This window comes from Paenibacillus sp. J5, assembly GCF_054955055.1.
Genome location: NZ_JBUEDD010000005.1, coordinates 251,481 through 274,956 on the forward strand (window position 1 = coordinate 251,481; position 23,476 = coordinate 274,956).

The 23,476-nt window shown below is 52.0% G+C and carries 19 protein-coding genes and 1 other annotated feature; of the genes, 4 read left to right on the forward strand and 15 right to left on the reverse strand.

The genetic code is table 11. From position 1 onward, the window contains the following. Positions 1–25: 25 nt before the first annotated feature. The gene (locus tag ACY1JZ_RS11225) at positions 26–1,327 is read right to left on the reverse strand and encodes an ABC transporter substrate-binding protein (RefSeq protein WP_462629215.1); all 1,302 of its coding nucleotides are present in this window, start codon (positions 1,325–1,327) and stop codon (positions 26–28) included. 329 nt (positions 1,328–1,656) lie between these two features. On the opposite strand from ACY1JZ_RS11225, the gene ACY1JZ_RS11230 reads away from it, so the two are divergent. From ACY1JZ_RS11230 to ACY1JZ_RS11240, 3 genes are all read left to right on the forward strand, one after another. Beyond that, positions 1,657–3,222, forward strand: coding sequence for a response regulator (locus ACY1JZ_RS11230; RefSeq protein WP_462629216.1), 1,566 nt, complete (start codon positions 1,657–1,659; stop codon positions 3,220–3,222). Between the two features lie 13 nt (positions 3,223–3,235). After that, positions 3,236–5,023: a sensor histidine kinase gene (locus ACY1JZ_RS11235; RefSeq protein WP_270164475.1), complete on the forward strand. Its 1,788-nt coding sequence runs from the start codon at positions 3,236–3,238 to the stop codon at positions 5,021–5,023. Between the two features lie 131 nt (positions 5,024–5,154). Then, on the forward strand, positions 5,155–6,378 hold the full coding sequence (locus ACY1JZ_RS11240) for a GNAT family N-acetyltransferase (protein WP_462629217.1): 1,224 nt from the start codon (positions 5,155–5,157) through the stop codon (positions 6,376–6,378). Between the two features lie 219 nt (positions 6,379–6,597). Here ACY1JZ_RS11240 and ACY1JZ_RS11245 read toward each other — a convergent pair whose 3' ends face one another. The 14 genes from ACY1JZ_RS11245 to ACY1JZ_RS11310 form a co-directional block, all read right to left on the reverse strand. Further along, positions 6,598–7,527 carry an N-acetylglucosamine kinase gene (locus tag ACY1JZ_RS11245; protein ID WP_462629218.1) on the reverse strand — a complete coding sequence of 310 codons (930 nt, stop codon included), beginning with the start codon at positions 7,525–7,527 and terminating at the stop codon, positions 6,598–6,600. 13 nt (positions 7,528–7,540) lie between these two features. Continuing rightward, entirely contained in the window at positions 7,541–9,103 is a 1,563-nt protein-coding gene (locus ACY1JZ_RS11250) for a glycoside hydrolase family 3 protein (protein WP_462629399.1), read from the reverse strand. Between the two features lie 21 nt (positions 9,104–9,124). Next, entirely contained in the window at positions 9,125–10,267 is a 1,143-nt protein-coding gene (locus tag ACY1JZ_RS11255; protein ID WP_462629220.1) for an exo-beta-N-acetylmuramidase NamZ family protein, read from the reverse strand. A gap of 59 nt (positions 10,268–10,326) precedes the next feature. Beyond that, positions 10,327–11,031, reverse strand: a complete 705-nt coding sequence (locus ACY1JZ_RS11260; protein WP_270164479.1) for a PIG-L deacetylase family protein — start codon at positions 11,029–11,031, stop codon at positions 10,327–10,329. 2 nt (positions 11,032–11,033) lie between these two features. Then, positions 11,034–12,002 carry a GNAT family N-acetyltransferase gene (locus ACY1JZ_RS11265; RefSeq protein ID WP_462629221.1) on the reverse strand — a complete coding sequence of 323 codons (969 nt, stop codon included), beginning with the start codon at positions 12,000–12,002 and terminating at the stop codon, positions 11,034–11,036. Positions 12,003–12,014: 12 nt separating this feature from the next. After that, positions 12,015–13,226 carry an anhydro-N-acetylmuramic acid kinase gene (locus ACY1JZ_RS11270; protein ID WP_462629222.1) on the reverse strand — a complete coding sequence of 404 codons (1,212 nt, stop codon included), beginning with the start codon at positions 13,224–13,226 and terminating at the stop codon, positions 12,015–12,017. Further along, a complete protein-coding gene (locus ACY1JZ_RS11275) occupies positions 13,223–14,083 on the reverse strand; it encodes a carbohydrate ABC transporter permease (RefSeq protein WP_270164482.1) in 861 nt (286 codons plus the stop codon). Before ACY1JZ_RS11275 ends, ACY1JZ_RS11270 begins: the two co-directional genes overlap by 4 nt. A gap of 17 nt (positions 14,084–14,100) precedes the next feature. After that, complete coding sequence (locus tag ACY1JZ_RS11280) at positions 14,101–15,003, reverse strand: carbohydrate ABC transporter permease (RefSeq protein ID WP_270164483.1); 903 nt, start codon at positions 15,001–15,003, stop codon at positions 14,101–14,103. 136 nt (positions 15,004–15,139) lie between these two features. Continuing rightward, positions 15,140–16,594 carry an ABC transporter substrate-binding protein gene (locus ACY1JZ_RS11285; protein WP_462629224.1) on the reverse strand — a complete coding sequence of 485 codons (1,455 nt, stop codon included), beginning with the start codon at positions 16,592–16,594 and terminating at the stop codon, positions 15,140–15,142. Between the two features lie 36 nt (positions 16,595–16,630). Next, positions 16,631–17,536 (reverse strand): N-acetylmuramic acid 6-phosphate etherase, encoded by a 906-nt coding sequence (gene murQ, locus ACY1JZ_RS11290; protein ID WP_462629225.1) that lies wholly within the window; start codon positions 17,534–17,536, stop codon positions 16,631–16,633. A 495-nt stretch (positions 17,537–18,031) separates the two neighbouring features. Next, positions 18,032–18,895: a MurR/RpiR family transcriptional regulator gene (locus ACY1JZ_RS11295; protein WP_270164486.1), complete on the reverse strand. Its 864-nt coding sequence runs from the start codon at positions 18,893–18,895 to the stop codon at positions 18,032–18,034. Positions 18,896–19,077: 182 nt separating this feature from the next. Next, complete coding sequence (locus tag ACY1JZ_RS11300) at positions 19,078–19,977, reverse strand: alpha/beta fold hydrolase (protein ID WP_462629227.1); 900 nt, start codon at positions 19,975–19,977, stop codon at positions 19,078–19,080. Positions 19,978–20,306: 329 nt separating this feature from the next. Beyond that, on the reverse strand, positions 20,307–21,053 hold the full coding sequence (gene map / locus ACY1JZ_RS11305; protein ID WP_462629228.1) for a type I methionyl aminopeptidase: 747 nt from the start codon (positions 21,051–21,053) through the stop codon (positions 20,307–20,309). A gap of 7 nt (positions 21,054–21,060) precedes the next feature. Further along, positions 21,061–21,606 (reverse strand): TetR/AcrR family transcriptional regulator, encoded by a 546-nt coding sequence (locus ACY1JZ_RS11310; RefSeq protein ID WP_462629229.1) that lies wholly within the window; start codon positions 21,604–21,606, stop codon positions 21,061–21,063. Between the two features lie 392 nt (positions 21,607–21,998). Next, positions 21,999–22,224: a binding site (T-box leader), on the forward strand. 65 nt (positions 22,225–22,289) lie between these two features. On the opposite strand from ACY1JZ_RS11310, the gene ACY1JZ_RS11315 reads away from it, so the two are divergent. Then, positions 22,290–23,096 carry a class I SAM-dependent methyltransferase gene (locus tag ACY1JZ_RS11315; RefSeq protein WP_462629230.1) on the forward strand — a complete coding sequence of 269 codons (807 nt, stop codon included), beginning with the start codon at positions 22,290–22,292 and terminating at the stop codon, positions 23,094–23,096. Positions 23,097–23,476 lie beyond the last annotated feature (380 nt).

The following is a 23,476-nucleotide window of genomic DNA, read 5'->3' on the forward strand; positions in this document are numbered from 1 at the left end:
TGCTTACCACCTACTACGTGTAGTTTTATTGCACCTGCTGATTATACAACTGCTGAATGTTAGCCAGGCTCTTGGTCAGATCCGCTCCGTTCAGAATGTTCGGGAGCTCGTTCTTGAGAGCGTCCTTCGCTTCCTGCGTGTACATGCCAAGCGTAATGGCCGGCACCTCGGTCGACCATTTCGTGAAGTCGCTATAGATCGCTTGCCCACTGAAGAAAGCGGAGGTTTGCTTGTAAGCTTCGCTGGAGAAGGAAGGAATGTAGGAGCCTACGCCGCCATTCTCGTTCAGGAAGCGCTCGTAGAATTCACTGCTGCTGCCGATCGTTTTCGCCAGGAAGTCAATTGCTGTATCCTTATTCGCCGAGCCGTCCAGCACGAACCAGCTCGATCCGCCCTCATTCGAAGCGTTGACTCCGCCATTGATGTTCAGACGAGGAATCGGCGCCACGGCCCACTTGCCGCTCTGATCCTTCGCGTCCATGATCGAAGCGATCTGCCATACGCCAGATACGACCGTCGCCACATCGCCAGCGTTGAAGCTGCCGACAAATTCGCTCCAGCCGGTTACCGGCTTGGCAATACCGGAATCGGCAATCGCTTTGTAGACACGAAGCGTCTCTGCCATAACCGGGTTATCGACGAAATTGCCTTTGTTATCCGGTGTAATGTACCAGGAGCCGCCCGATTGAAGCAGAATCGAGGTCAGTGCTTCGTCATTCGGGTTGATCGTGGACATATATTTGCCCGTTTTCTCCTTGACGGCCTTGCCAATCTCAATGTATTTATCCCAGGTGATATTCTGCAGATCGGCTGCCGAGTAGCCCGCTTGCTCCAGGTAATCGGTACGGTAGAACATGCCCGTCACGCCAATATCGAATGGAACGCCGTACATTTTGCCGTCTACCTTGACCGCATCCGCCTTGTAAGGCGAGAACTGGCTGTAATCGATCTTGCCTGTAAAGTCGGCGAAGGTGTTCGGATAAGCTGTTACATACTTTTGAACGTTCGGATCATTGACCAGGATAATGTCAGGAAGACCGTCCTTGACGCCTGCAGCAAGATTCGTATTCAGCTTCTGCTCCAGATCGGCCTTGGCCATATCGACGACCTCGAGCTGAAAGTCAGGATGATCCTTCTTATAGATCTCCTCTGCAATTTTGAGCGCTGCGCCGTTGAAGCTCGGGTCCCACGCCCACGCAACCACCTTCTTGCCGGAGCCGCTCGCCTCTCCTTCACTCTTAGAGGTAGAGGGTTCGGAGGAGCCGCAAGCTGCCAATATGGAACCAATCATGGTGAGCATAAGTAATACGGAAAGCCATTTCTTCAATTGGTACATCCCCTTTTGTTCATGGTTGAAAACGCTTCAAGCGTTACTTTCTTATTGTAAGAAAATCGCCTTAGCAAGTATAATCATAATTTGCTGTCTGTTAGCAGTAATTATTAATGTTCGCGCCCGACGATTGGGCAGGTGTAGTAAAAATTATAGCCATTAGCATTAATTATTGCATATTTCATGCCGATGGTTTCCATAATACCGTCATCCTATAGTTTGAGCTATGATAGTAGAGGGATAGGTGACCATAATTATTCCTTACCCTATAGGAAGCCATCATCTTGCAGCATAGATAGAGGAAAATAAACGAGGTGGAATTATAAATGGAGGACAAGCAGCAGGCTCGCTACCGGGTGATGATCGTCGATGACGAGCCCATTCAGCGTGCCGGCATCACCCATCTATGTCAGTGGAGCGACTACGGGATCGAGATCGTCGCCCAGGCGTCCAACGGGCAAGAGGCGCTGGAGGCCATCGAGACGGCACGCCCCCATGTCATCATTACCGACATCGTCATGCCTGTGCAAGACGGTGTGGAGCTGACGCGCATCGTAAGAAGTCGTTATCCTGATATTAAAGTCGTCGTCCTCAGCAGCTACAGCGAATTTGATTATGTGCGGGAGGTGTTCAAGTTCGGGGTAACCGACTATCTATTGAAGCCAAAGGTAACGGCCCCCGAGCTCGTCGAGCTGATACAATCGCTATGCGGCGATGTTCGGCCTCAGATCGCCGAGGACGCGCCGGCGGCCATGGACGTATCGTTGCACCTCAGTCAGTGGCTGAGCAGCATAGAGGACAATGAGCAGATGAAGGCGGAGGCGCTGGCCGCTGCTGCTGCGCATTTTCATGCGCCGCACTATCGCCTGCTCGCCGCAAGCACGAGCCTGCTGCTGTCGCGGACAGAATGGACGCAGAACGGACTGGAGCAAGGAATGTCCGAGCTGGCCGCCGAGCACTTGGCCGCCTATACTGTTTCCTTTGCATTTCTCAAGCAGGAAGCGGTGTTGATTGTGAATTACGACGATAGCCAGGCCGAGGAGGTGCTTGCGGATCTGGGACGATACGCGATGGAAGCCCGGGAGAAATGGACGTATATCGCCTTTCTTCAATCAGAGCGGTTTCATTCGCTTGAGGAGCTGCGTGACGAGCATGCACGGATAGCGGTCATGCTCGGACAGCTTCTTTATTTCCCAGGGTGGTCTGTGGTTCCCAAGGAGCGAATCGAAGCTGGAGGGCGAAGAGCGGAGCTGGATCAGAGCCGGTTCGCTGCTGCGCTGCGCACACTGCACATGGATGAGGCAGCGGCTCAGCTCAAGGCGCTGCTAGCCGACGTCGCCCAGGCTCACTCCTACGACGAATACAGTCTGAAGCGACTGTGTCAAAATATCATTTATACGGTGCTCAGCACGCTGGAGCCGCTGAAGCTGCCGCTATCGGAGCTGCATTCCTCCCGACTGAAGCTGTTCAAGAACATCGACCTGGCTTTTGATATCCGCGAGCTGGAGGACATCATGTCTGCTTTCATGGAGGATGTACGCCGACTCGTGCGCCGGACGGAGCAGCAGCCCGCTCCTCTGCTACAGCAAATTTACGATTATGTAGAAGCAAATTACGAAAGCGATATTTCGCTTGCGGAGATGGCGGCTGCGCTTCATCTGAATTACAGCTACCTGTCCTCCTATTTCAAGCAGCGCACACAGGAAAATCTGACATCCTATATTAACCGTGTCCGCGTCGATAAGGCAAAGCTGCTCATCCATCATAATGAAAGCTCGATCTCGGAGATCAGCCGTCAGACCGGCTTTTCCGATCATAATTACTTTTCCAAAGTGTTCAAGAAGTTTACCGGCATGACTCCACTGGAGTACCGCAACCAAATTCTCCAATAAGGACGGCTACTGCATGCTTCGCAAAAATAGTATCTTCATTAAAATCCTGTTCTTAACCTTGTCGGGGCTGCTGGCCATCTCCCTGCTGCTGATCGTTGCGGCCTCCTCGATTGCCGAGCGTATCCTGCTCGACCAGGTCGTGCAGAATGCATCAGCGAATATGAGGCTCGCCAAGGACGACCTGCTGCAATACAATGATCAGGTCGTCAATACGATGCTCAAGATCAACAGCAGCACCGACTTCAAAAACTATATTACCAAGCCGACCCATACGACGCTCCAGCACTTGAATCTGGTAATGTCGCTTGGCCGTTACATCGACACGTATAAGGAGTATTTCAGCCCGGAGAACTCCCATATCATCGTCTCTGGCATGCCTGGCGAGGGTGGACGCCACTATTCGAGCAACGCGCTCAAATGGGACAAAATTCCGCAGGACATCGTCACGGACTACATGACCGAAAATGGAGAAATTCCGAATCGGATTCGTTATTACAGCAGTCCTAACCTATTTGCCGAGACGGTTCCTTACGACAATTATATATTCGCCACCAAGCCGCTCGTGGAGAGCGGCACAGGCTGGATGTACGGCTATGCCGCCGTCGTTATGGATGAGCTCAATATTGCCGGGAAATACAGTCCGTATGTGTCGGAGGGCATTCATATCTCCTTCATCGCAGCGGACGGTACGATCTTATCCAGCAGCGACAAAGCCTCCATCAGCACGAGCAGGCCGGAGCTGCTGTCCATCGCCTCCCAGGCCGCGCCGCTGCAAGGCGGCGTCTCGTTCACAGAGGATAAAATGACCTATATTTCCTACTGGCTCCCGGAATTCAATGCCTATCTTCTGGAGGAAATCGATCAGCGGGCAGCGTTCGCCCCGCTTTATTCGATCTCCTGGCAGATTGCGAAGGCCGTCATCCTCATGCTCATCGTCAGCATGCTGTTCGTCTATTTCATCAGCCGCCGCATCACACGTCCGCTTAACAAGCTCGTTCAGACGATGCAGACATCCAAGGGGGATAATCTGCTGCTGCATCCGCTTCAGGAGGGCGGCAGCTACGAGACGAATGTGCTGACCAAGGCATATAACCGGATGATCAAGGAAATCGATCAATATAATGATAAGGTGCTGTACGAGCAGCAGGAACGGCGCAAGGCCGATCTGAACGCGCTGCAGATGCAGATTCATCCGCACTTTCTATATAACACGCTCAGTTCGATTAAATATTTGGCGAAGATGCATCGCACCGATGATGTTGATCGGACGATCCATAGCTTGATCTCGATGCTTCAGAGCACGCTAGGCCGCACGGAGGATATGGTGACCATGGCATCCGAGATCGAAACCTTGAAGCATTATGTATTCATTAACCAGATTCGCTATGGAGATCAGATTCAAGTGCATTATGAAATTGCGGAGGACTGTCTGCCATTGCTCGTGCCGAAGCTGACGCTGCAGCCCTTTGTAGAGAATGCCTTCTTTCATGCGTTCCCTGGCAACCGCAGCGGCAACATCTATATTTACGCTCGAAGACGTGATGAAGAGCTCGTGATTGAAATTATGGATGATGGCATCGGCATGCCTGCTGAGCCAGGACGCAGAACCGACCTAGCAGCGCCTATCGTCCAGCAAGAGCCGCGGCGAGAACGCAAGCGGAATAGCCCCTCCGGCATCGGCATCAGCAACGTTCATGGACGTATACAACTGTTATTCGGGCAACGCTATGGCGTAACGACCGACAGCGAACCCGGTTATGGCACATCGATTCGAATCACATTACCCGCTCAATCCAGCTAACCTCCACCTCTGCGATGCTGCAAGCGGCTGCTCCTTCATTGACGATTTTTTATTTCAATACTAATATAGTATTAAGAAAATAAATTTCAGGAGCAATGCCCTTGCATTGTGACGCAGGAGGACATACAGAGATGACGACGTCAGCAGAACCCCGTATCCTCGTAACGAACCGGCCCACTGCCGAACAGCTCGAACAAATCTATAATTTGCTGGATCGATGCTTTGCCGTAGGCCGAGCCTTCTTCCAGGAACGATTGGATCAAGACCGCGCCTATGATCCGGCTACCACCTGGTTTGCGATGGTGGATGATGCGATCGCTTCCACCGTGCAGATCTTCCCGCTCTCCATCCGGGTCGGTCAAGCGGTGCTGAAGAGCGGCGCCATCGGCAGCGTCGGCACCGATCCGAATTATCGCGGCATGGGTCTGGCGCACCGCATCCTACATGCACAGACCGCCTACATGAACGAGGCCGATTATGATATGAGCATCCTGCTGGCGAGCAAGCATGCCTTCTATGAGAAGGCGGGCTGGAGACTCATCCCCGAGACGGCATATGTTGTAGACAAGCCCATCACCACCTGTGAGCAGCATGACGATTATGACATCATTCCCTTCGAGCCTCGTTACCTGGATGCGATTCGTCTCATCTATGAGCAATATAATCAGCATCGCACCTATACGGTCGTCCGTGATGAGACGTATTGGCAAGACCTCATGAGCTGGCCCGAGTGGAAGAAGGCGGATTGCCTGCTGCTTCGCCGCGGGGATGCCATTGTCGCGTATGGCCTCATCGAGAACAAGGATACCGAGCAGGTATTCATTAACGAGCTTCTGTATGTCAAGGATGCCGAGGATGATGTCATCCCGTTATTCCACGCCTTATGCAAGCTGCGCCCGCACGCCAAGCAGATCGCAGCGATGCTGCCGGAGGATCATCGATTGCGCGCCTATTATACCCAGCATCAGGGGCAGACTCTAGCCATCCATATGGCAATGTGGAAGATGATCAACCTCTACTCGACCTTCTGCAAGCTTCAGCCTGAGCTGGAGCATCGTCTGCACAGCCACGACCTGCTGGCAGAGCAAGAGCTGCACCTTGCGCTTCGGTGCGAAGCAGAGCACATCTATCTGGATTATAAGCAGCGGCAGCTCACTGTATCCCGCACGCCTTCTCCGGCTTCCGATGCTTCGAGATATATGCCGATCACTGTCGATGAACGCAGCCTGATCACGTATCTGATCTTCGGTTATGACGCAGCAGACGCGACAGAGGAAGGTGTGGAGCATGCCGATCTGTTGCGGGCACTATTCCCGAGGCAGCAAGCGGTGTTTTATTTGACGGACAAATTCTAGGGCGTGTCTGCGTACCGGGGGTACGTCAAGACAAGGCAACGCAGCATGGGGCGAATAGGCGGGGAGAGACGCCCAGGAAGGAAGCCCGATTCAACGTAAATGTAAGCACAGCAAAACCCCAAGAATGGCAGCTCTACTGCATTCTTGGGGTTGCTTGTATAGTTAGCTATGCGGAGAGGCTTGCCGTTACAGACCGCCCCATTTCTTCCCCAGCCTACTTCATGATGAAGCGTTATTCAGCTTGGAGCGGCCCAGCAGAACCGCTCCATAGGCGGCATCCTTGATCGGCAGGATGAGCTTGCTCTGCGGATAGATATTCGCAAGCATCCGCTCCAGAGCAGCCTGTACAACACTCGATTGCTGCAGCACGCTGCCAGCAATTGCAATCGGATGATTGTAAAGCTCCAGCCGCTCCATCACAGGCACGACCAGCTTGAACAGGCTGGCTGCACAGCGCTCCGCCAGCGCCAGCGCCTGCACATCTCCGCTCTGGCAGGCGGCGGTCATGATCGGTGCCAGCTTCGCAATGTCCTTCTTCGTTGTACGGGGATCGTAGACGAAGCCGATCACCTCTTGTACGCTGCTCAGCCCCAGTTGCTCATAGACTAATGCAGGAAGGATCGTATCGGTGAGTCTTCCGTCCTCTGCCTGAACTAATATCGACAGCAGCTCACGACCGATGTAGTAGCCGCTGCCTTCGTCATCGATCAGATGGCCGAACCCGCCGGTACGATGCTGCCTCCCTTGTTCATTCACCCCGAAGCAGATCGAGCCGGTACCGGCAATCAGGATGATGCCTTGCAGCGCATTCTGCGCGCCATACAACGCTGTTTCCTGGTCGCCGGTAATCGTCAGGGGTCCCCTGTACCCCTGACCTCTCACCTGCTCCTCCAATAACTGCCCGACCACGGGATTACTCACTCCCGCCGCTCCGATGCATAGATGCGCCACTTCGCCCAGATCGCCGCAGTGATGCTTCAACTGGTGAAACATGTCCCCGAAGGCGGCCGCGATAGCCTGAGCATCGCCGCCGTTATAGTTCATCGGCCCGACAGTAAAGGAGCATAGCGTTCCCTCCTGCTCCCTCTCATGGGCAATGGTGACCGCCGTCTTGGTGCCACCGCCGTCAATGCCAACAATATAGGTCATAACCTTTGTCCCCCTATAGCTGAATTGTAAGGTTGGCGGTAGGCGCAAGCTCCCCATTCAGAATCGGAACGAGAGAACGGAAGGCATCTGGCGAATATTCAAAGGCCGCCAATCCGCAGAACTCACCCTCGATCAAGGCGAGATCATACGGTCTGCCGAGAGCAATCGCGGTTACATGACAGCCCGCTGCCAGCAGTCTCCGCGCAAGCTCCAACTGGCCTTGATTCTCCCGAGCATTGAATAAGCCGATGACCACCTGCCTGCAGGCTTGAGCCCGTTGCAGTGCCGCATGAATCTGCTCCTCATCAGGATCAATGTCGATGATCTCGTATGCTGCATGGAACTGCTCGCCCATATAGCGCGCGAAGCTCAACTCCTGGTTCACACTGCTGGAGGCCAGATCGGTACGGTAGGCATGGGAGCCGATAAATAATACCCGCTCGTCACCTGCTGCTATCGGCTGAAGCTCGCCCTTGACACAGCAGATCGTCTCGGTACGCATCAGCTCATTGGCCCGGCGATGCACGTCACAGCCCACGATCTCGTAATCTGCCGCCTTGGTTCCGGCATACTGGGCTTTGTAGGCTAAAATTTTGGCAACGGCTGTATCGATGACCGCTTCCTCCAGTTCACCCACGGCTACGGCTTCCTCGATGAGGTGGATCGCTTCCTTCACCGTCTGCGGCGTATGGCTGATGAAGACCAGGTCAATGCCCGCCTTCACCGCTGCCAGCGCTCCCTTCGCCGTTCCATAATATCGCTTGATGGCATCCATCTCCAGGCAATCGGAAATAACGAGCCCCGTGTATCCGAGCTTCTTCTTCAATAGCTCTGTAATGATCGTATGCGACATCGTGCCCGGCACACCGGAGCTTTCAAGCTGCGGGAATAAGATGTGCGCGCTCATAATCGCCGGAGCCCCTTGCTCGATCGCGGCCTTGAACGGCACCAGCTCTAGCGCCTCCAGCTCCTCCAGCGTCTTGTCAATCGTAGGCAAGCCGATATGGGAATCGACATTCGTGTCGCCATGACCTGGAAAATGCTTCAGCGAGGACAGGACGCCGCCATCCAGCAGCCCCTTCATCATCGGAATGCCATACTCCGCCACCTTCTCGGCCGTATCCCCGTAGGAACGCACATTAATGACAGGGTTCAATGCATTATTGTTGATGTCCATCACCGGCGCAAGGTTAAAATTAATGCCTAATGCCTTCAATTCTCTGGCTGTTATGCGGCCCGCGGCGTATGCATTCTCCGGGCGTCCCGACGAAGCAATCGCCATCGCGCCAGCCACATTCGTCGCGTCCTTGGGCATACGGGTAACCCGGCCGCCCTCCTGGTCGATCGTAATAAAGCCCGGAATGCCTGTATGCTCCACGAACCATTGCTGCAGCTCGGCCACCAGCTCGCCTAATTGAACCTTGCTGACGATATTATGGGAAAACAAGATCATATTGCCGACCTTGTAATCGGCGATGACCTCCTTCATCTCAGGAGAGATGGAGGTGGACGGGAAGCCCGTCACGAACATTTGCCCGATCTTCTCGCGCAAGCTCATCTGTTCGATGGTTTTCATCACTGGCTCATCCTCCTTCGCCTAACGATATATATGATAGCGCTGCTTCTCTTGTGCAAATTGCCTGCTCTCCTCGGCAAACTGCTCCAGCAGTTGATCTGCTTGCACCGTTGCATCACGGTATAGGCTGTCACCGCCCAGCAGGTCGATAAATGGCCGCGAGCCCTCCTTCAAGGGAGGCAGGAAGGCAAAGGACGCATATAAATCTCTGATTGTAAATAGCAAGGTCACGCCGACATCCAGCGGCTTCAACGCCTGGAGGTCGGTTATATATAGCTGCACGCCGCCGCATAGCTCCCCAGCATGCTTGGAGGAGGTTGGCTTGAAGTGCACCGGACGAAAGCGGATGCCCGGCAGTCCCTTCGCATTCATCTCGTCCGCCAACTGCTGCGCCGAAATGAACGGCGCGCCAATCATCTCGAACGGGAACGTCGTGCCCCGACCTTCGGAGCAGTTGGTTCCCTCGAACAGGCAGGTCCCGGTATAGAGCAACGCGGTTTCATAACGCGGCATGCCAAGCGATGGATGTACCCAGGTCAAGCCTGTATCCGGGAAGGACATCCGCCTCTCCCAGCCCTCCAGAGGGATGATATGCAGCGCTGCCTTCCACTGCATCTGATCATTAGCCATCGTAGCCACTTCACCCGCAGTCATGCCGTAGCGAACAGCCAGCTCGTAGTTGCCGACAAATGACTTGAAGCCCGGCTTCAGCACATTCCCCTCCACCGTTACCCCATTGAGCGGATTGACGCGATCGAGCACCACAAACTCAACGCCCGCCCTCGCACAATCCTCCAGCGCATACAGCATTGTATAGATAAAGGTGTAATACCGCACGCCTACATCCTGAATGTCGTATACGACCAGGTCGACTTCCTCCAGCATCTCCGGTGTGAGACGTTTGGAGTCCTTACGGTATAGACTGTAGACCGGAACATTCGTATACGGGTCGGTATAGGTGTCCACTAGGGCGCCTGCATCCAGATCTCCGCGAACACCATGCTCCGGCGAGAACAGCGCCGTCAGATGGAAGTACTCATGCAAGACCGTGATGGTGGATTCAAAATCTCGGGTCAGTCCTGTCGGCGCGGTAATGAGTCCCAGTCGCTTGCCTGCAAACAAATGACGATACTTCGTAATCGAATCGATTCCATTCAGCACCATAAGAGCTGCCTCCTTGCTGACTCTCTTGCTCTGACTATTTTGCTCTGCCTATCTTGCTATTACCACAGGCTGGATTGTCTGACCTTCATCGCTTCGGCAGGCACCATGAAGGCTTCCGCATACGTTTTTCTGGCTTCGCAGCCACGGACAACCGCCAAGGCTTTATAGTAATCCATATAGTTGAACGATGTGCTATGTGTAACGAACCAATGTTTGCTTAACGCCTCGATCCATAGATCATACGCCGCCTGATCGAAATCGATGTACACATACGGCACATAATCAACGGCGTCCTCCCAATTCTCGGAGTAATACAGCCTCGCTGCAAAATGTGCCGGCAGCTCCCGCTCGAAGGAGGGCAGCGCTGCGTAATAACGGGCATCATTCACGATATGATGCGTGAGCGCATGATCCTTATGCATACTGTTCTTCCAATGGGTAATGATCACATCAGGCTTCACGCGACGTATGACATCACATACCTGCAAGCGAACCTGGTCATCATCAGGCAGCTCCCCGTCGCAATAGTCCAATACGATAGCTTCGCCGCCCAGCATCCGGGCAAACAGCTCCGCCTCCTGCACCTTCTGCTGACGGTACTGCTGCATATCCTGTCCCGCCGGCACGCCTCGCTCCCCTGCGGTCAAGGCCAATGTCGCTATGCGATCACCCTTCAAGCTATGGCTGGCCAATACGCCGCCGGATGCCAGCTCCACATCACCCACATGTGCGCCAATGGCCAATATCGTTAATGCTCTGTCCATCTCTACAGCTCCCTCCGCAAGATAGAAAATTGCTTCTCGATCGTAAAGCCCGCCTGCTGATAGATGCGCAGCGCCGGATTAGTACTGCCCGTAAACAGGGTGATATAGTGAGCGTCCGCCGCTTGAAAGGCCTCGACCATGCGAAAAAATAATACGCTGCCCAGCCCCTGCCCCTCATGCTCCGGGTGCACGCCGATACCGCAAAAAAACGCTCGGCCGTCTGCTTCGACGATGATCGGCCCTGCAAACCCGACCACCTCATTGCCATATACCGCAACGACTAGCGGTGCGCCCGCCTTCACGTGGACGGCAACCTCCCGCTCCCACTGCGGATTATGCAGTGCAGCCAGTGTAGCTTCCAGCCCAGTGTGCCGTTCAGGAGCATAGGTCGTCACGGCGTAGCCTTGTTGATGCGCGCGAGCTTCCTTGCTTAATAAAGCCTCAGGAATAATAAAGCTTCCGAGTCTGAGGTACATGCCGCATTGCGTGGCCCGATCCACGTAGCCTCTGGCGAGCAACGCATCATACAGCGGCAGCTCCTTGCAGATGCCCGGAGCGTTATTATGCTCATGCTGCGGCGCGCCTGGAATGCGCCATCTGAGCTTGACCGGGTTGAAGAACAGCACCTCCGCCTGTGTCTTTCCAAGCTCGCGGAACCGTTGCTCCAGGCTTGTCAGGAACGCATCGTAGCGTGCAGGAGAGGCGGCATCTGCATCGATGATGACGGTCGTTATATAGCCTGCGACCTCTCCAAGCGGAAGTTCATCGCCGGTGACGCCCGCCGCAAACCCGACCAAGCCATGCTCCGTGCAGCCTACCCATAGGCAACGCTCATCGAAGTAACGATGCTGGATGAACGTCGCTACGAATTCCTGCTCTGTCAGCGGCCGATAGTCATAGCGGGTCGCCTCCCGGTTCCAGAGCGCGACGACAGCAGGTACATCCTCCATCGAGAACGGTCGTATCTCCATTCGTGAAGCCTCCTAACGCCTCGGATAGGGCCATGAGATTTTCCCCATGACGACGGGCTGTGATGCTCCGGTCACTCGCGGAACATTGTTCGGCTGCCGCTCCATCGCATAATACGCTAACATAGCAAACGCTATCGCTTCCTTGGCATCGCTATGACCGCCAATATCCTCCTGCGTCAGCACCTCAACCTGATGCGGGGCAAACAGCCTCCGCAGCTCACGCAATAAGGTGTGGTTATAGCTGCCGCCACCCCCGACAACGAGTTGCTGGGCTGGATGATGCGGCGCGATATACCGTTCATAGCTATCGACGATGCTCCATGCCGTTAAGCGTGTCGCTGTTGCAATCACGTCCTCTGGCTTCCAGTGATGCTCTTCCATGGCCTTGATCATCTGGGCCACATAGTGCTGTCCGAACCGCTCCCTGCCTGTCGACTTGGGCAGAGGCAGCGAATAATAGTCATCTTGCTGCATCCAATTCAACAGCTCGTCGATCACTTGGCCGGTCGCGGCGATCTCGCCGCCGATATCCATCGTCATCGGCGGATAGAGCTGCGAGACGAGCTCATCGATGATCATATTTCCGGGCCCCGTATCCAAGGCAAATACTTGATCTAACGAGCCGCCAGCAGGCAGGACGGTCACATTGCCGATGCCGCCGATATTTTGCATCAGCAGCGTCTTCTCCTGACTGGCATACAGTACATATTCCGTAAACGGCACCAGCGGCGCTCCCTGCCCGCCCATCGCCATATCTGCGACGCGGAAGTCAGATACACACGGGATTCCGGTGCGATTCGCGATCACGGCACCCTCGCCAATCTGGACGGTACAATGGAGGTTGTAATCTCCCATCCGCTTCTCTTCCGGGGCATGATAGATCGTCTGACCATGCGACCCGATCGCATAGATCTGGGATGGCTCCAGCCCGGATTGCGCCAGTACGGATAATGTCGCTTGGGCATACAGCTCGCCAAGCCACATATTCATGGCCCCTACTCTATCGATCGTCGCATTCGCCGGATGACACAGCTCCAGGATCATCGTGCGCACCTCTGCCGGGAAGGGGGTGTTCTCGAACGCCACCAGGGCAAGCTCTGCCCCCTCCCCATGCTCCGGCGCTGGAGCATACCGAATGACCGCGGCATCGATGCCGTCGACCGAGGTGCCCGACATCAGGCCTATAAGATAGACAGCATCGGATGTTCGTTGGTTGTCCATCATCCCTTCACCGCTCCAACAGTTACCCCTTCAAGGAAGTATCTCTGCAAGCTGAAGAACAGGACGAACATCGGTACAGCCGAGATGGTGGCGCCTGCCATCATCGGCGCAAAGTACGTGGTATTGGCGAAGCGGAAGTTTTTCAGACCGACCTGGATCGTCTGCATCTCCATTGTGTTGGTCACCAGAAACGGCCAGAAGAAATCATTCCACGCCGCCATGAACGTCAGGATCGCCAGCACAGCCATAACCGTCTTCGAGAGCGGCATAATGATATGCCAGAAGATCTTAGGCTGGGAGCAGCCTTCGATCTTGGCAGCTTCAATAATCTCGCCCGGAATCGAGGACATGAACTGCTTCACCAGGAAAATGTTGTACACTGTGACGATGCTCGGCATAATAAGTGCCGTATACGTATTTTGCAATTCAAAAATATTCACGATCAATATATAGAGCGGAACCTGCGTCACTTGACCAGGAATCATCATCGAGCCCAGCAGGATCGCGAACAGAACGTTTCTCCCTTTGAACTTCATCTTGGAGAAAGCATAGCCTGCGAGCGTAGCGAAGATGACATTCGATACGGTAATGCACGCCGCTACAATAAAGGAATTCAATAGCCAGTCCCATGAATGCGGGCTAAAGTTAAAGAAAAATTTGTAGGATTCAAATGAAATCTTCGACGGAAAAATCGAATAGCTCATCGCGCCGGCTTCCACCGGATCGCCGAATGAGGAGATGACCATAAAGTAAATCGGGAATATCGTTGCGATCGCAAACACGATCAGACACGTAATGATAATACCATTACGGCCGAACAGATACCCTCTGCTTCTCAAGCTATTGTTATACAAGCCCACCGTATCCTGCCCCCTTCCTAGTATTCTACATCGTTGCCCAAAAACTTAAATTGGAGGAATGAAATACATGCGATAATGGTCGCCAAAATGAGCGATTGCGCTGCCGCCTGACCAAATTCAAAATAGGTAAACGCATTGTTGAAGATCAACAAGCCTACCATCGTTGTCGCATGATCCGGCCCACCGCCCGTCATCAGATACGCGTTCTGGAATACCTGGAAGGAACCGATGATGCCTGTCACAAGCAGGAATAGGGTGGTTGGCTTCAAGAATGGAACGACGATGTACCACAGCTTCTGCAGGAAGGTCGCACCGTCAATTTCAGCAGCCTCATAATAGCTGTTATCAATCCCGAGCAATGCAGCCAGATAGATAATAATGGCCGTACCGTGGCTGGATAGCCAGGACATGAGCACGAGCGAGAACATGGCAGTCGCACTGGAGCCTAGCCAGTTCTGATTGGAAATGCCAAAGAAGCCTACGACCTGGTTGGCAATGCCTGATTTGAGCGGATCGAAGATCCACAGCCATACGACAGCAAGCGCTACGCCCGATGCCACAGCCGGCAAGTAGTAGATCGCTTTAAAGATCGTCTGCGTCCGCTTCTTGAATGGAATAATCAAGATCGCGATGACGAAGGATAGCAAGATGTTAACAGGAACGCTCAATATCGTGTAGACGAGCGTATTTTTCAGCGCCTTCCAGAACAGATCATCCGTGAAGGAGTTCGTGAAGTTCTCCAGTCCGATAAATGTGGAGCCTAATGGACGATATTCCTGCAAGCTGATGATAAACGCATTGATGACCGGATAGGCGGTGAACAACGAAAACGCAATGAGTGCTATTGCGATGAACGCATATCCCCAACCTGAGTCACTTTCAAGTTTTAGCCTTTTTCTTTTCGCCACATGCTGGCTCATTGGGTCGCACCTCTCTTCTTCAAGCAGTAACTTGCACTAAGGCGGGCCAGACTAGAAGGAAAGCTGTACGTACTGGCTACGCACAGCTTTCACTTGTCAGTCTATAACCGCCTAGGGTGTATCTTCTAACTACGCCCTAGTCAACGACAATGCCATCCTCGCCAAAGGACTTGATTGCAGCGGCCTTCACTGCATCATACATTTGTTGTGGCGTAATTTCATTAGCAAGCAGCGCTTGCAGCTTCGGCACGATGACTTCGGTCTCGATCTTCAGGGCAGCAGCCGCCAGATCGGTCGGAATGTCGGTACGAGCCGGCACAGCCTTGGACATCATGAGCTGATCCGCTTTAATATTGTCTTCATTGCGCGGGTATTGCTCCAGCACGGCCGAGTTACGAGCGGATTCTGTAATTGGCGTCAAGAACAGCTCATTGCTATAGTTGGCCGCAATCGAACCGGAAGACAGGAAGTGGATCGCCAGACCGATATTTTTAATGTGCTCTTCAGACGGAGCCTTCTTGCCGCGCAGCGCGATATACCCATCCACAACGGAGGTCGGGATATAATCGGCGCCGTTGAAGCTAGGAACCGGAAGCGCGATATACTCCGCTTCGATGGAATCTGCTACAGCAGAGCCGTCATTGGCCTTCAGCTTCTCATTGTTCAGACGCGCCGAGTTCTCGAAGCTTGCCAGCCCTTTGCCTGTAATCATCGTCTGACCTGTCAGGAACATGTTCCAGCGCTTGCCTGCATCGATCGAGCTGAGCTCCTTCGGCATCGAGCCGTCATCGATCATTTGACGGATCGCTTCCAGCAGACCCAGGAAGTTTTTGCTCGTGTAAGAGAACTTCAGGTTCGTGTCAAAATAGTCTGGCAGGCCGGCAGATTTGGCCATAATACCAAGATAGTCCTTCGATGTCACGCCAGAGGTTGCGAAGACGAAGCCATAACGAGTCGTTTCGCCTTTATCGTTCTTCACCACACCTTTTTGGATGGCCTCACGGAATTGATCATAGGTCCAACCATTTTGCTGTACGTTCTTCCAGTCAATCCCTGCTTCCTCCAGGAACTGCTTGTTGCCGCCGATCGAGTGAATCGCCAGGTAAGCCGGCAGCCCATATTGAGCGTCGCCCAATTGGAAGTATTTCATGGCAACCTCATCATAATCAGCTTTCACATCGTCTGCAAGCACCTTATTCAGATCCAGCAGCACATCCAGAGCCGCATATTTGGAGATGGCTGTCGAGCCTACCCAAGCGATGTCTGGAGGGGAGCCTGCATTGACCTGCGTATCCAGCTTCTGCGTCATATCCTCCCAGCTCGCCGGTTCGATCTTCAACGTCAGATGAGGATACTTTTCATTGAATTCCTTCTCCATGTCCTTAAACCGCGCTTGATAATTGGCCGATACCGGGGGCAATAGCGCGGTGATCGTATCCGATTGCAACTCGGAGCCGCCATTGCTGCTGCCAGAGCCGCCTGTACTCGGATCGGTCGAGCCGCCATTTCCATTTCCTCCACAAGCCGTTAATACAGATAACAGCATGATGACGGATACCAACAGTGTGACTGCACGGAATTTGTTCTTCATAAGATAATAGCCTCCCTTTGGTCTGTATGTTCTTACCTAAGCCAATGACGCGATCGCCTGCTTCAACCGCCCGCTATTTACGTGAAGCGCTTGTTCAGCTTCCCTTGCATCCAGTCCTGTTTTTAGCATCATTATAGCCAACTTGCAGTTCATCGATGCTCTCTCCAGGGTAGCCGCAGCGGTCGATGCGTCTACATCGGTCGTGCTCATGATGATACGGATGGAGCGATCGATCAGCTTCACATTGCTTGCCTTCAGATCGACCATCAAGTTGTTGTACGTCTTGCCCAGCTTCACCATCGTGCAGGTCGTCAGCATATTCAGCACCAGCTTCTGAGCGGTTCCCGCCTTCAGGCGCGTCGAGCCGCTGATGACCTCTGCCCCGACAACGGGGGAAATACATACATCTACAATTGGCTCGAACTTCGAGCCCTTGTTATTGCAGACGCCGATCGTAGCCGCCCCCCGCTCCTTGGCCTTCGCCAGAGCTGCAATCACGTAGCTGGCACTGCCGCTTGCCGAAATTCCGATCACGACATCCTGGTTCGTCACGCCGATGCTCTCGATTAATGCAATCCCTTCATCCGCATCGTCTTCACAGCCCTCCACCGCATTGCGCAACGCGATGTCGCCGCCAGCGATGAAGCCTTGCACCAGGGAGGGGTCCGTGCCGAAGGTCGGAGGACACTCGGACGCATCGAGCACGCCTAGCCTGCCTGATGTCCCCGCTCCTACATAGAACATTCTCCCACCATTAGACAACCTCTGGTGAAGAATATCCACCGCCCTTGCAATCTGTGGAATTTCCTTCGCGATCGCTGCGGGAACGAGGGCATCCTGTTGATTCATAAGCTGAACCATCTGCTCCGTTGTGCATTCATCAATCATTAACGTATCCGGATTCACAGCCTCTGTTGTTAATCCCGCCAGGTAATCATTCATTGCCATCCTCCTTCTAGTTAACCTCCTTCTTCCCCAGGCGTGTCTGCTAACTCGCGATAGGGTCATCCTCCACTGCTGTATCGTGGAGAGTAATAAACTGACACATAGTTAATCTTATGTGTTAGATTACTTAACAAAACTCATAATCTTATACTAATACAACCATCATGATTCGTCAATATTTTTTGAAATATAATTTCAATTAAAATTAAAAATCTGATTATTTATTTCAGTTTCTTATACATCCTGTTATATCACATTTTTAAACCGCTTACAAGACATGACCCGCAATTTCATCAATCGCTTACATGCTGCTATGGTGCCCAGCCAGTCAATAGGTTAGATGCTCGGTGCCTCCCCTTACCGAATTTTCGATCGGATGACACAGCAAAAAAAGCATTGATCCTCGATGAATGCTCCACTGCAATGGCGGGATATATAAAAATAAGGGAGGCTCAAGAGAGCTCTCCCTGGGTAACGCGCGTCGTGATAAGCTTAATTGCGCAGCTTCCTCTTCAATATATTGTGCGTCTTGGTGAGGTATGTTTTGACTTGGTCATATTCCGCGCTGGCAACGCCGGCAAACAAGATGTCGATGATCGTTAGCATTGCAATACGCGAGCCCATGGCGCCACTGCGAATGGTAATCTCCGGCGTGGAGATGCTCAGCACGATGTCTGCCCGCTCTGCAAGCTCGCTCTTGTTATACTTCGTAATGGCGATACACTTCACCTTGTTCTTCTGGGCAATGTCGAGCGCATCCAGTATATCGCTCGTTGCGCCCGAGTTGGAGATGAAGATCGCGACATCGTCTTGTGCAAGTAACGTGGCTGCTGTAAGCTGGCTATGTCCATCCGTATAGGCATGACACATCTTATTAATTCGCGAGAACTTCTGCTGCCCATCCATACAGATTAAGCCGGAGGCGCCGATGCCGAAGAACACAATTCGCTTGCTATGGCATAGCAGCTCTACAGCCCGTGCGATCTCCTTGCGATCAATGACACTGAGCGTATCCTCGATAGACTTGCAATTATTCAGAGAAATATTGGAAATGATGGTTGACAGGTCATCGCCTGGTTGAATATCCGTATACTGCGCCTTCGCATCCTCATCCCGCGAGCCGAGAGAAGCCGATATACTCACAATGAAATTGCGATAGCCGCTGTAGCCCATCGTCTTGCAGAACCGAAGGACCGATGCATCGCTAGTCTTACTTGCCTGAGCCAGCTCCTTAATCGATAGATGCGGAATTTCCTCCGTGTTTTCTAAGATGTAATCCCCGACCAAGCGTTCCACTGGCGTAAAGCTATCTCTCATCTCACGGATTTTAATAAATACATTGTCATTTAAGCTCATAATCTACCTACTCTAGATTTAATTAACACCTTGGATCTTCAATATTATCATATACAATCTAGAATATCGAATTCAATAGCAAATTACATCGTGCCAGCATTAACCATGCACAGCGCGGCGGAGCCTTGGGCACGACGGAGCCTTGGGTGCGATGGAGGCCAGGACACGATCGCGGCCTTGGATTACTTGGCAGAATGGATTACATCTCGAACCAGAAAGTCAGTGATGAGTTCATTCACACGGTCAGACTGCTCATGATTGATTCCATGACCTGCATCAGGAACAATCATATACGGAATCTGGTGAAGCTGCAAGGATTGGATGGCGGAAGGGTAGTAACTTAGCTTGTCGTATTCGCCTATCAGGAATACAGCTTTTTCCTTCAATATCGACAGCTCCTCCTTCGTAAATCTCCGATACTTGTGGTACATCATCGTTCGGTTATTAAAATACTTGAGCAAGTACGTCCAATGCGTCATGATCTCGGGATTGTCTTCAAATACCGCGGAGGTGTTCGGCGCACAGAGCTTTCTTAGCAGCTTTCTCGTTGTTTTCTCGGATGCGGGCAGCAGCGCTTCGGGCAGAAACACCATCGCCATGCGCAGCATATTCGTTTTGATCCCTCCTGCCATACCGACCATCTTCCTCACTCTAGCGGGATTCGTTATCGTATAATACGAGGCCAGATAGGCGCCATTGGAGACACCTGCGACGTGAACGGCCTCCAGCTTAAACCATGCCATAATCTCATCAATCCACACGGCTGCATCAAAGCTCTTCTTATACGTCTCATTAGGCACACTCTTGCCGGGGCCTCCCATCGTATCGATCGCAATCACGTAAAAATGTCTGGCTAGCGCTTGAATGTTATAGACCCACATCAACGCCGAGTTGTCCCCGACTCCGTGAAATAGCAAGAGCGGCGGGCGCTCCGCTGCTCCGGCAACCACGACATGCGTGACACCGAACCGGGATGGAATGTCCACCTCCTGCACAGGCACTTGCCATTGCCCCAGTAAGTTCTGATAGGACTGAACGATCAGGTCTTTGCCAGCTTCGCTTTTATAAGGACTGATAGGCATGTGAACAGCTCCGTTCATTATATAATAATATGCCAGCATATTGTTCGTGAAAGGAGGCATAGAAGGCGCGGCCACAACTCAGGAAATTGGCTAATTTGGGATTAAATGATTTTCCAGTTGCTGGTTCCCAGTTACTATCATTATATCAGTTCGCTCAGCGATCTGTTATAGGAAGCACATAAAAGACCTTGGGGCTTGCTGTTCCCGAACCTGCTTCGATTTGAAGATGGGAATTGAATCTCGTTTACACGATCACCTGTAATGAATTAAAGAAAGAGGCTAGATGCAAAATAGAAGTCGACCATTTCGTTGATCGACCTCTATTTATTCTATTGAGCGGTCAGAATTTGTGGACCTTCAGCCGTGATGGCGATCGTATGCTCGTATTGGGCGGCAAGCTTGTTGTCCATCGTCCTTGCGGTCCAGCCGTCCGCATCGATTGTCATGAAGTAGCTGCCCTCGGTGATCATGGGCTCAATCGTGAACACCATACCTTCCTTGATACGGAGGCCTTTTCCGGGCTTGCCGACATGCACATAGGTCGGCTCCTCGTGCAGGTCGCGGCCGATGCCATGGGCGAGAAGGTCACGCACGACGCCGAAGCCGTGTGATTCCGCATGCCGCTGAATCGCGCTCGTCACGTCGCCGAGCCGATTGCCGGGCTGCGCCTGCTCGATGCCCAGGTCAAGACATTCCTTCGTGACGCGCATCAACTTCTCGGCCGTCGGCGAGATCTGCCCGACTGCATAGCTCCAAGCCGAATCGCCGAGCCAGCCGTCGAGCTCCGCGACCGTGTCGATCGTCACGATATCGCCTTCCTCAAGTGGCTTATTGCTAGGGAAGCCATGCGCGATCACGTCGTTGACGGAGGCACAGGTCGCATAAGGATAGCCCTTGTAGCCCTTCTGGTATGGCTTGGCGCCGTGCTTCAAAATAATGTCCTCGAATATGCGCTCAATCTCGTTCGTTGTGATGCCCGGTTGGATGAGCGGGGCAATTGTACGATGGCATTCAGCCACCACTTGGCATGCCTTGCGGATGGATTCAATATCATGCTTGCTTTTTAAGATGACCATGTTCGTATCAGGACTCCTTCGTAATAGCTTGCATAGCGAGTCGGGCGATGCGATCGACGTCCAGGTCGGAATTGCCCGCATAGTAGTGCAGCCCACAGCAACCGACCAGCACGGCAAGCATATGGTCGACGCTGTCGTCTTCGCGCTGAGCGATCAATTGGAATGGAACATACAGCCGTTCCATAAATTTTCTTTTGGCGTGGTGTCGATCCCTCTCAGGCAAGCCTGCATAATGTTCCGCCGCCATTTTGTAGACGAGATATGCGCGGGCGTCCGACTGCCACAGCCGGAGCAGCTCTTTACAATACGTCAACAACTGCCAGTCATCTGGGGAGCTGCCGCTGTTGTTCGTCCATTTTGCGATCACTTGCTCGCATCGCTCGAAGCCGCTTCCTAACACATCTTCTATTAATAAATGCCGGTTGGGGTAATAATGGTATACTGTGCCGTAACCAAGCCCTGCCTCGCGGGCGACGTCGCGAATATCAAAGCTGCCGCCCGTGCGAAAGTAGGAGCGAGCAGCAACATCCAGGATCTGTTCTCTGCGCTGCATACGTATGAGCTCATTTTGTTCTTTGGTGCGGGGGCACATGGGCATTAAAACCTCCTTATTATAGACCTGCAAATTTGTCGATATAAAGATAGTAACGCATGGGGCGGAGAAATGCAAAAGATTTGTTGGGTACGTTAGCCTTAAAGGTGTTTTGATTTGCCTCAAGTTGGGGGCAGTCCAGTCCCCAAAGCCAATCAGGGTTTAGATTTTTCACATACCGTTATTCAGTTCTACAATAGTATATTTCTCAAATCCAAGTTCAAATGAAATCATTTCTAAAACAAAATTAAGAAAAGTTACATTGTTTTGTACGTGCAGAGATTTATTGAACATTAAGCCCCTATTGACAGGTATTATTTGGAAAAGGTATACTGAGTTAAATTCAATACAAGTTAAACGCAAGGATTGGGAGTATTAAGGATTACTATTGTTCAGAGAGCTGTCGTTTCGGTGCGAGACAGTCAATAGCTTCCCCAACTCACCCATGAGCGGTAAGGCTGAATTCAGTAGGTCTTAACGGTTAACCTCCGTCATTAGGTTTTAAGATGATTCGTTTATTTACGGAAGCAAACGGATCAAAAAGAGTGGTACCGCGAAGGAAAACCTATCGCCTCTTTGTAGGCAATAGGTTTTTTTATTTTATTTTTGAACAAAACAATATTTATTAAGGCAGGTGTTATCAGATGGAAAACGTTATTGATTATTATTCCCGTTTTGACGAGTGGGGCAGGTTGGACAGGGAACCGCTAGAGTTTATCATTAACTGGCATTACATTAAAGAATATTTACCTCCCAATGGCAATGTATTTGACAATGGGGCAGGACCCGGGAAATATTCAATGGAGTTAGCGAAGCTAGGATTTAATGTAACTCTTTCTGACTTAACACCTAGACTCGTTGAATTGGCTAAGGAGAAGGCAAGCGAATTGGGCTTAACGGAACACTTCAACGGCTTTCATGTATTAAATGCTATAAATTTGGACGGATTACCCAATGAGGTGTTTGATGCTTCCTTGATGTTAGGACCCCTTTACCATTTGCAAAGGGAAGAAGAACGGATAAATGCTGTAAGAGAGTTATTCCGCGTTACAAAAAAGGGAGGCGTCATTTTTGTTGCTTTTCAAAGTAGGATCAGAATGACAACAACTTCCTTGCAATATCCACAGCACTGGAAGCCCAATGACACAATGGATTCAATAAAAGAGTTCCGCGATACTGGGATTTTTAATCACGTAGATAAGGGACGATTTACAGGAGCATATTACTTCAACATCAATGATATTAAGCCCTTTATGGAAAGCCAAGGATTTGAAACAGTTGATTTGATTGGTTCTTCTAGTATTGGTGGATTGATAAGTAATGAACAAAGGCAGTCTTGGGAAGAAAAAGGTGAGTCGCAGAGTCTGATGAACTTACTTATTGAACTCGCTAAGGACCCCTCCGTCTTGGGAATATCGTCTCATTTGTTGTATATCGGCAGAAGGAAATAATCGAGCCCCAAATAGAATCAGTTTAACATTGCGCAAACACCAATCCTGCGGATACATACAAGTTTTGTTGTCACTGTTTACTCGTCACATGTGGAGTGCGTAATAGGGATATTTCGAGTCGATACCTAGAAGTCTATCGTTTTCAGCTTCGGCGAAGTATTTCTCCTTTGTACAGGATGACGGTGATTATAATTAAAAGCTAATTCGCCTGTCAATACCTTCGTCCCAGCGGTAAAGCAATTGTGGGCGGCATTCCTCGGCGTATTCGGTTCGACAATTTGTCAGCCGCGGTCGTCCACGTCGGGAAGCATGAACAGCGTCAGCTTACGGAAAATGATAATCAAAATCCGGCTTCGAGACATTTTGGGAGAGCGCGGAAT

Bases quoted from the DNA above. Each gene is read 5' to 3' on its own strand.
- ACY1JZ_RS11230 (WP_462629216.1), top strand. From the start codon at position 1,657: ATGGAGGACAAGCAGCAGGCTCGCTACCGGGTGATGATCGTCGATGAC.
- ACY1JZ_RS11235 (WP_270164475.1), top strand. From the start codon at position 3,236: ATGCTTCGCAAAAATAGTATCTTCATTAAAATCCTGTTCTTAACCTTG.
- ACY1JZ_RS11240 (WP_462629217.1), top strand. From the start codon at position 5,155: ATGACGACGTCAGCAGAACCCCGTATCCTCGTAACGAACCGGCCCACT.
- ACY1JZ_RS11245 (WP_462629218.1), bottom strand. From the start codon at position 7,527: ATGACCTATATTGTTGGCATTGACGGCGGTGGCACCAAGACGGCGGTC.
- ACY1JZ_RS11250 (WP_462629399.1), bottom strand. From the start codon at position 9,103: ATGAAAACCATCGAACAGATGAGCTTGCGCGAGAAGATCGGGCAAATG.
- ACY1JZ_RS11255 (WP_462629220.1), bottom strand. From the start codon at position 10,267: ATGGTGCTGAATGGAATCGATTCGATTACGAAGTATCGTCATTTGTTT.
- ACY1JZ_RS11260 (WP_270164479.1), bottom strand. From the start codon at position 11,031: ATGGACAGAGCATTAACGATATTGGCCATTGGCGCACATGTGGGTGAT.
- ACY1JZ_RS11265 (WP_462629221.1), bottom strand. From the start codon at position 12,002: ATGGAGATACGACCGTTCTCGATGGAGGATGTACCTGCTGTCGTCGCG.
- ACY1JZ_RS11270 (WP_462629222.1), bottom strand. From the start codon at position 13,226: ATGATGGACAACCAACGAACATCCGATGCTGTCTATCTTATAGGCCTG.
- ACY1JZ_RS11280 (WP_270164483.1), bottom strand. From the start codon at position 15,003: ATGAGCCAGCATGTGGCGAAAAGAAAAAGGCTAAAACTTGAAAGTGAC.
- ACY1JZ_RS11285 (WP_462629224.1), bottom strand. From the start codon at position 16,594: ATGAAGAACAAATTCCGTGCAGTCACACTGTTGGTATCCGTCATCATG.
- murQ (WP_462629225.1), bottom strand. From the start codon at position 17,536: ATGAATGATTACCTGGCGGGATTAACAACAGAGGCTGTGAATCCGGAT.
- ACY1JZ_RS11295 (WP_270164486.1), bottom strand. From the start codon at position 18,895: ATGAGCTTAAATGACAATGTATTTATTAAAATCCGTGAGATGAGAGAT.
- ACY1JZ_RS11300 (WP_462629227.1), bottom strand. From the start codon at position 19,977: ATGCCTATCAGTCCTTATAAAAGCGAAGCTGGCAAAGACCTGATCGTT.
- map (WP_462629228.1), bottom strand. From the start codon at position 21,053: ATGGTCATCTTAAAAAGCAAGCATGATATTGAATCCATCCGCAAGGCA.
- ACY1JZ_RS11310 (WP_462629229.1), bottom strand. From the start codon at position 21,606: ATGCAGCGCAGAGAACAGATCCTGGATGTTGCTGCTCGCTCCTACTTT.
- ACY1JZ_RS11315 (WP_462629230.1), top strand. From the start codon at position 22,290: ATGGAAAACGTTATTGATTATTATTCCCGTTTTGACGAGTGGGGCAGG.